This is a genomic window from Acinetobacter lwoffii, assembly GCF_024129595.1.
GTDB lineage: Bacteria > Pseudomonadota > Gammaproteobacteria > Pseudomonadales > Moraxellaceae > Acinetobacter > Acinetobacter lwoffii_O.
Window position 1 is genome coordinate 1 of sequence record NZ_JAMXXS010000064.1, and the last position, 6,708, is coordinate 6,708.

Here is a 6,708-nt window from a genome sequence, read left to right on the forward strand (position 1 = left end):
TGGTTGTGCGGTAGATTTTGTGTGTAGGCTTCTTCATTTGAAAATTATATCGCTGAAAAAGCCTTTACAGATAGGTTTGTGCAACAAAGCCATTTTAAATTGAAGCTTTGGTAGAATTTTTTTTAAATCATTTAAGATATTTATCTCTTCTATTAACTCAAGTAAATCTCGTTCCAATTCATCTTTCTTTAATTCTAAAATATTTACTGTTATAGGTGACTCTACGCCAAACTCCGATCGAAATTTTTTTATTTTTTCAGTTTCTGTATAGGCTATTTTTCCACCTTTTTTTTTGGTATCAACTAGCAAATAGCCATCTTTAACTAACCAAAGAATTAACTGATATACACTTTGGTAATTAATATTATTTTCAACTACTTTGAGAAGCTTAACCTGATCCCAAAAATCTTCAGCTTGCCATGACTCAATTTTATGACTACAGATTACAAGAGATAGCTCTCTAAACATTGGTAAATTATGAATATCCATATTCATTATCCAAATAATGAGGATTATAGTCCGTGGATTAAAACACATCAATTCCTGATAGTTCTTGTATTTATGGTTGTTACCAATGAATCAAGAACTAGCAAAGTCTATTGGCTCAAAAATTAGGGAAACTCGAAAAAATAAATCAATTAGCCAAGAACAATTAGCCTTAGTAACAACAATTGATCGTAGCTATTTGGGGCGAATTGAAAGGGGAGAAGTCAGTATTACCGTTGAAAAACTCTATCAAATTTCACAAACACTCAATGTTGACCCTAAAATATTACTCCCTTGATAAATATTTTTTGAGAAGGTGAGGGGCTAATAGATGGTCTATCTTCAAATTAGTTTTTAATTTCACTTCTTCTATAATATCTATAAGTGTTTCTGTATTCTGATGAAGTTGTGATTCCAAAGCTTCAATTTGTGTGCGTAGATTTTTATTGGTGTCCGTAAGAGCCTGTCTTGTCTTTTTATTCACATAAAGTTGCTGTTCTTTAGTCTTTAGATTTAGTGGCGAAATCTGCTCAGATACATACAGAGATATTAGCTTCTTCCTTTCAGCCGAACTTAAAGTTAAGCCCACCTGATATATACCCTTTAGCTGTTAGACGCTTATGAAGCGTTTTGTGTGAAATAGGGGATTTTTCAAAGCCCTCAATCAACATCATTTGCAATTCTTGTTCGATGACTTCATCTAATTGTTTGCCACGTAACATATTAGGCTTCCTTACTCTCAATTTTTTGCTGTTCTATAGCGAATAGTTCACTTAAGGTTGTTGGTAATTTAGAGATCGCATCTCCATAAGGAAAAACAGGAACAGGAGTTAAACTATTTTGTCTATCAAGTGCTTTTGTTTTTAAATCACTTAAATAAAGTATTTTTTGACGTAAATCCTCAAGCATTTCGCTATAAGATAAATCATGGACTACGATTTGCTCCATATGTGCAAACTCATCCAGCAACTTATTCAAAGTATGTTGTAGTGCTTCTAATTCGCCTTTACGACCAGTTATAGCAAAGTTTCCACATTGATCACCTGATTGGCAGGCAAGACGTTTAGGGCAATCGTGCACAGCGACTTCACGCATACATCCACCAAAAGGCAAGGGGTGTAAACAAGCATGGCGTTGAACTAATGAATTGGCTAATGATTGATCCTCTTTAACCAACTCATTAAAAGATTCAGCGATATCTTGAAAATATTCATCAAAGAAAGATTTCTTTACATAACTCGCTACTTCATTTTTGGAATCAAATGACTGTAAATTCTTCTTAAAATTATTTTCTAGATCCAACTTTTCTGAAAAGTACATCAATCCATCATGTTTAATAGAATCAATTGGATAGTCAGGCTTTAGTTCTTGTTTGTCATTTCCGTAAAGTGCCAACTCATGTTTTTCTAACAAACTAGCTGTGACTTTACGTTGTTTTAGCGCTAAGTGTTGATAATATTGATTTTGCTTAATGTCTACGCGCCCCATTAGCATTGCTTGCAAGTGCTCAGCGAGTCCACTTAAAGCAAGGAAAGTGTTAATGTTATGTCTAGGAATATGTGAGGATAATTTGGAATATTCTGTTTCATTTTCAAATAAATTGTATTTCTTAAAAGCAGACATATTTCGTCTACTACCTACAAATGAATTTATTATCAAAACATTCAATGGGATAATGTTAACTTTGTTAAAGAAAGCTCTATCAAGTGTCGTTGATCTAAATTGATGTATAAATAGTAGATCTTCAAAAGGGATTTTTTCTATCATACCTTCATAATTAAATACATGATCAATAGGAAATTCAGAATCATAATCTGCTGTGCTTTTAATAAAATTATTTAAATCATCTTTTAAAAAATATTTTTTTCTTTCAGCACCTATCTTTAACTCTTTATAAATTGGGATATTTTTGAGAGTTTTGATGACAACTTCACGTTGCCCAGCTCGTCCTCTATACGTATCTTTAACACCAAAAATTGTTCCGATAAGATTATCTATTTCAACATAATTTTCTCCAATCATATCAATTGATTTAGGTAGAAAATCGGAATTTTTTTTGATCTAATATAATGTAGGTGTTCTCTATATTCTTGGGTTAGCTGTAGTACTGAATTAAATATTTTTTCAACCAAATTAGCAGATAATGGCTCTACCCAATGTATTTTAAAACCTGCACCTTTAGCACCATGGTATTGAATTCCCAAAGTATATTGCTTAATACCATCTAGACTTAGGTGCTCTTGGGTTACTGGATCTAGTATAGGCTTTTTGATTAAAGCATCTGTCTTTAGAAGAATTGCTTCTGTTGAACGTAAACCAGTAATAATTAGTAATAATAATAGGTTAAGAACTATCTTTTCACCATTCGTTTCACACAAACTAATTAAGGATACAATATTGATAAATGTACGAATTGAAATTAGTTTATCTTTGTTAAGTTCATCTTCATCTAGCTCCAGTTGCTCTATTAAAGCCTTTGTTTTCTTAGCATTAGGTGTTCTATTTTTTTGATTTATATATAAATATTTTTGAGAAAATTCTAATGGTTGTTCAGTAAAACCATAATGATTTAGCATGTCCTGTAATCTAAGGTATGTACCAGCATGGTCGGGGAGATTCGTTTTACTCGAATTTTCTGCCAGAATTTCAAAAGACTTATTTACAATTGATGTAGACAATTGGCATGGATGTAAATTTTCACTACTTTCAGCATAAATTGCACTATACCAACGTTTTAAAACTAAGACTTCAGCATAAAGCTTTTGAGGAGATGCTTTGGAATTAGATTTTCGATAACTAAGAACAAGTAACGATTTAATAAACTCTTGAAAAATTAAGCTGATATCATGGCTACCTATACCTTTTAACCTTCTGATATTGCTAAATTTAAAATGAATTTGCCCGCTTCTCGATAATAACCATCCAGAACCTATTGTTCCACCATACCAAGTGGAGTCGTTCCAATTCCACTTGAAATTAGACTGTAAATTTTGATTAAAGTAATTTTTTTGTTCTTCAATAAAAGCATTATATTTTTCAATGTTCATGAAGATCATCCTTCTGTAATGCACAACGAGCTATTACAGATTCAATTTCAAATTTAGTTGACTCATGGACTCTAATCAGGGGATTCCTAGATACGCCTATACCATCTGATAACTTAATGAGTTCATTGATTTCACTTTGTATACTTTCTAGAACATTACTATGGCTAGCATCAATAAAAGGATGAAAGTACATACAACCATAGCAGTTACGTATAGGTTGAAATAAACATTTATCTTCGTAGGAGCATCCACCAATATCGTAATGAATTCTGCTACCAATATTTCCAAGAACTTTTTTCTGATTCCAATCTTTTTTATAAATTAATCTTCCAGTGAGAAGCAGAGCAATCATTTGTCGATATAAGGAATTTTTCCCAAGTGCCTGTGCTCTAATTTGAGCAAGTTCAGGGGTAGAGAAAATATAATGTCTTGCTGTCACTACAGAAGAATGACCTAAGATATATGCAATTTCCTCAGCAGAAGAACCTGCCATTGCCAAACTATAACCAACATGATGCCTAAAATCAGAAAATGAGTACTTTTGCTTTATCATTTCATTTGCAAGAACAGCTTCTTTGTACTCTTCGGGAGCAAAATCAAATAATTGTGTATTAATCGCTTTTGAGCAAAAGCGTGCAGAATTTTCACCTAAATCAAATAACTTATCTTTTGGACTTAAGTTAAATCTTTCGATATAAGTAATAATGATTTCAGCAACTTCTTCTGGAAGTTTTACAGCTATCTTCTCATGTACATAACGTGCTTGTTTTGCATAAGGAATTAGTATGCTATAGCGATGGAATTGATCTATCGTACGTGTGGTATCTATTTTTATATCTTCAGCAGATAACTTAGCTAATTGCACAGGTCTAAGTCCAGTTACATACACTAAACCAAGTATTGATGAGTAAAGTAGTTCTTGATTATCAATACTTTGAAAATCATCCTTGATAACTTGGTTTAACTTGATAAAACCTTGTTGAATCATTGAAATAAGCGGGTAATCAATAGAATCTTCGTATTGTTGGTAATATAATTTTGAATTAAATGCTTGAGGACGTTGAAGAAATTCCAACTCGTATTCGAGGTCAAGATCAAAGCATGAAAAGTTCTCGATAAATAGTAGCTTCACCAAAAACTTAAAATGATAATAGTATGTAGAATTATCGGCTTTTGCTAAATCAACTAATACAGATTTCGCATTCTGATAATCAAGCTTTAAGTTTCTAGTTTTTAGCGACTTGATTGTAAAAGTGTAAGCCTGTAATTTAGCTTCAAGTGCAGATGGTGTATTAACTTGAATGTAATTAGCTAGAAAAAATTTAGCCAATTTTTTTTCTGGCGTGCTGAAGTTGGAGAAGTTTAAGTGAAGCTTTTTCCCTGAATAAGAAAAATCCCAAACATCATTAGATGTTTGAACGAACTTGCTATCAAATTTATCAGCTCTATGAAATCGAATGATTGTCGGTAAGTGTAAAGATTCTATAAGCCTAAGATCAGCATCGTGGAAAATAATAAATTCACTATGGCTATTATCAATTTTTTCAAAATCTAGACTAAGTTGGGACATATTTTTATCAATCAAAATTTAATACTGGAATCTATTATCCGAGCCAAGTTCATAAAGTTAGCTCGTTCTACAATAAAGCGTTTACCATAATATATAGGCATTGTACTTGTAGGTGACCAACCTCCTAAGGCTCTTAGATCATCCTGTGCTTTTAGTAGAGCATCATTTACACTTTGTTTGAGATCAGAGTGACTAGCATTTTCTTTCTTATATTTCTCAAAAGAAAAACTTAACATCATATAAGCCCAAGAATGTCTACATACGTGTGGAGTTAGACGTTCTATTGAATCATAAGCTGAAGTATCAAAATACTCAGGTAACAATGCTTTTAATGACAAATCTACTTGATCGAATATCTTTTTAACACTCGCATAACTTAAAGCAGAGTAGGGAGGCTTTAAAGATATAAATAAGATTTTTGAAGGAATTTCTTTTCGAATTTCATTTATATAAATTTGAATAATTCTATAGTCTCGTTCCTGTAGTTTAATTACTCGGTACGAATATTCATTTTTGATTTTGGGCTTTTTTAATCGATCATCAAACTCATCATCTGTATTTGTAATAATTAAACTAAAATTATGATTCTGAATTGATTTTTTAATAGAATTAGTTGTTAGTAGCATAAGTTCACCAATTCTAAGACCATAGTTAAGCATGAGATGTATGATCAGAAAATTTCTGAGTTGCACACTTTTAGATTTAAAAGGATTTAATTCATTGTATCTATTAGAGTTGCTCGGTGAAATAACTGAATACAATCCTTTAATCATTTCCTGATTCATGCTCTTAAAATTATGATTTATCTCACTTTTAATTGTTTTATTGGTTTTTGAAAAGTTATTTATAATTTTTTTCTTTATTGTCATATATTTATTCAAGTTTTCTTTAATCTTTTGAATTTCCTTCAACGTGAGTTGTGGCTGTGATTGGATGCTCAAGTATTCATCAATCAAAAAGTTGTAAAACTTTAGAAAGGATCTAATCCTATGACCAATTGTCGTGTAATTAGTATGGTCTGTATTTCTTAGCCGAATAAGATTGCTTTCAAGTTTTTTATTATTTTCTAAGTAAACAATGAAATTATCAATTTCACATTGAATGATCTCAAAATTATAGGATGTCGAATAGAACGACTCACAAAAGGATGTGGCAAACTTTTCAAACCAAAATTCATACCAAAATTTTATTGCGATTAAATCTGCATGCTGCGTAGAGATACTTTGAAATCTAAGAAATTTCATGGTGTACAGCATAGGGTACAAACATGGACAAGATGAATCCAGATCAAATAAAAGAATAATTTGATTTTCGTTTGAGACTTTCTTTTCCAAAGAAATTGTTTTTAAAGCAAACATAGTAAAGTTTATGAAGTATTCTTAAGGTCAACATATCATATTTTATGATTGAAATAGAAATTAGTTAAGTTATTGAATTCTAGCTTAAGAAAGAAGGATATGAAGTTATTGTTAGGTGTATCGGATTTAACATAATATACATTATACGAAATACACTTGTTAGAACCCATTTAAAGTGTCTATATTCTCACCAATAAAAATGTCTGGTTTATGATGGTTTTTATCACCATGGACTGGATATAAAATA

General features: G+C 31.3%; 4 protein-coding genes and 2 pseudogenes. 1 reads left to right on the plus strand and 5 read right to left on the minus strand.

The features are described 5' to 3' along the window. Positions 1–33: 33 nt before the first annotated feature. Entirely contained in the window at positions 34–489 is a 456-nt protein-coding gene (locus NI466_RS15360) for a hypothetical protein (protein WP_253173977.1), read from the minus strand. An 85-nt stretch (positions 490–574) separates the two neighbouring features. Between NI466_RS15360 and NI466_RS15365 the strand changes: the two genes are divergently transcribed. Next, entirely contained in the window at positions 575–784 is a 210-nt protein-coding gene (locus tag NI466_RS15365) for a helix-turn-helix domain-containing protein (protein ID WP_253173978.1), read from the plus strand. Here NI466_RS15365 and NI466_RS15370 read toward each other — a convergent pair. The 4 genes and pseudogenes from NI466_RS15370 to NI466_RS15385 form a co-directional block, all read right to left on the minus strand. After that, a pseudogene (locus tag NI466_RS15370) lies at positions 773–1,208 on the minus strand (hypothetical protein). The gene NI466_RS15365 and the pseudogene NI466_RS15370 sit on opposite strands and share 12 nt — an antisense overlap. 1 nt (position 1,209) lies before the next feature. Further along, a pseudogene (locus tag NI466_RS15375) lies at positions 1,210–3,533 on the minus strand (hypothetical protein). Then, positions 3,523–5,103 (minus strand): site-specific integrase, encoded by a 1,581-nt coding sequence (locus tag NI466_RS15380; RefSeq protein WP_253173979.1) that lies wholly within the window; start codon positions 5,101–5,103, stop codon positions 3,523–3,525. The pseudogene NI466_RS15375 and the gene NI466_RS15380 overlap by 11 nt, the downstream one beginning before the upstream one ends. 11 nt (positions 5,104–5,114) lie before the next feature. After that, a complete protein-coding gene (locus tag NI466_RS15385) occupies positions 5,115–6,461 on the minus strand; it encodes a site-specific integrase (protein ID WP_253173980.1) in 1,347 nt (448 codons plus the stop codon). Positions 6,462–6,708 lie beyond the last annotated feature (247 nt).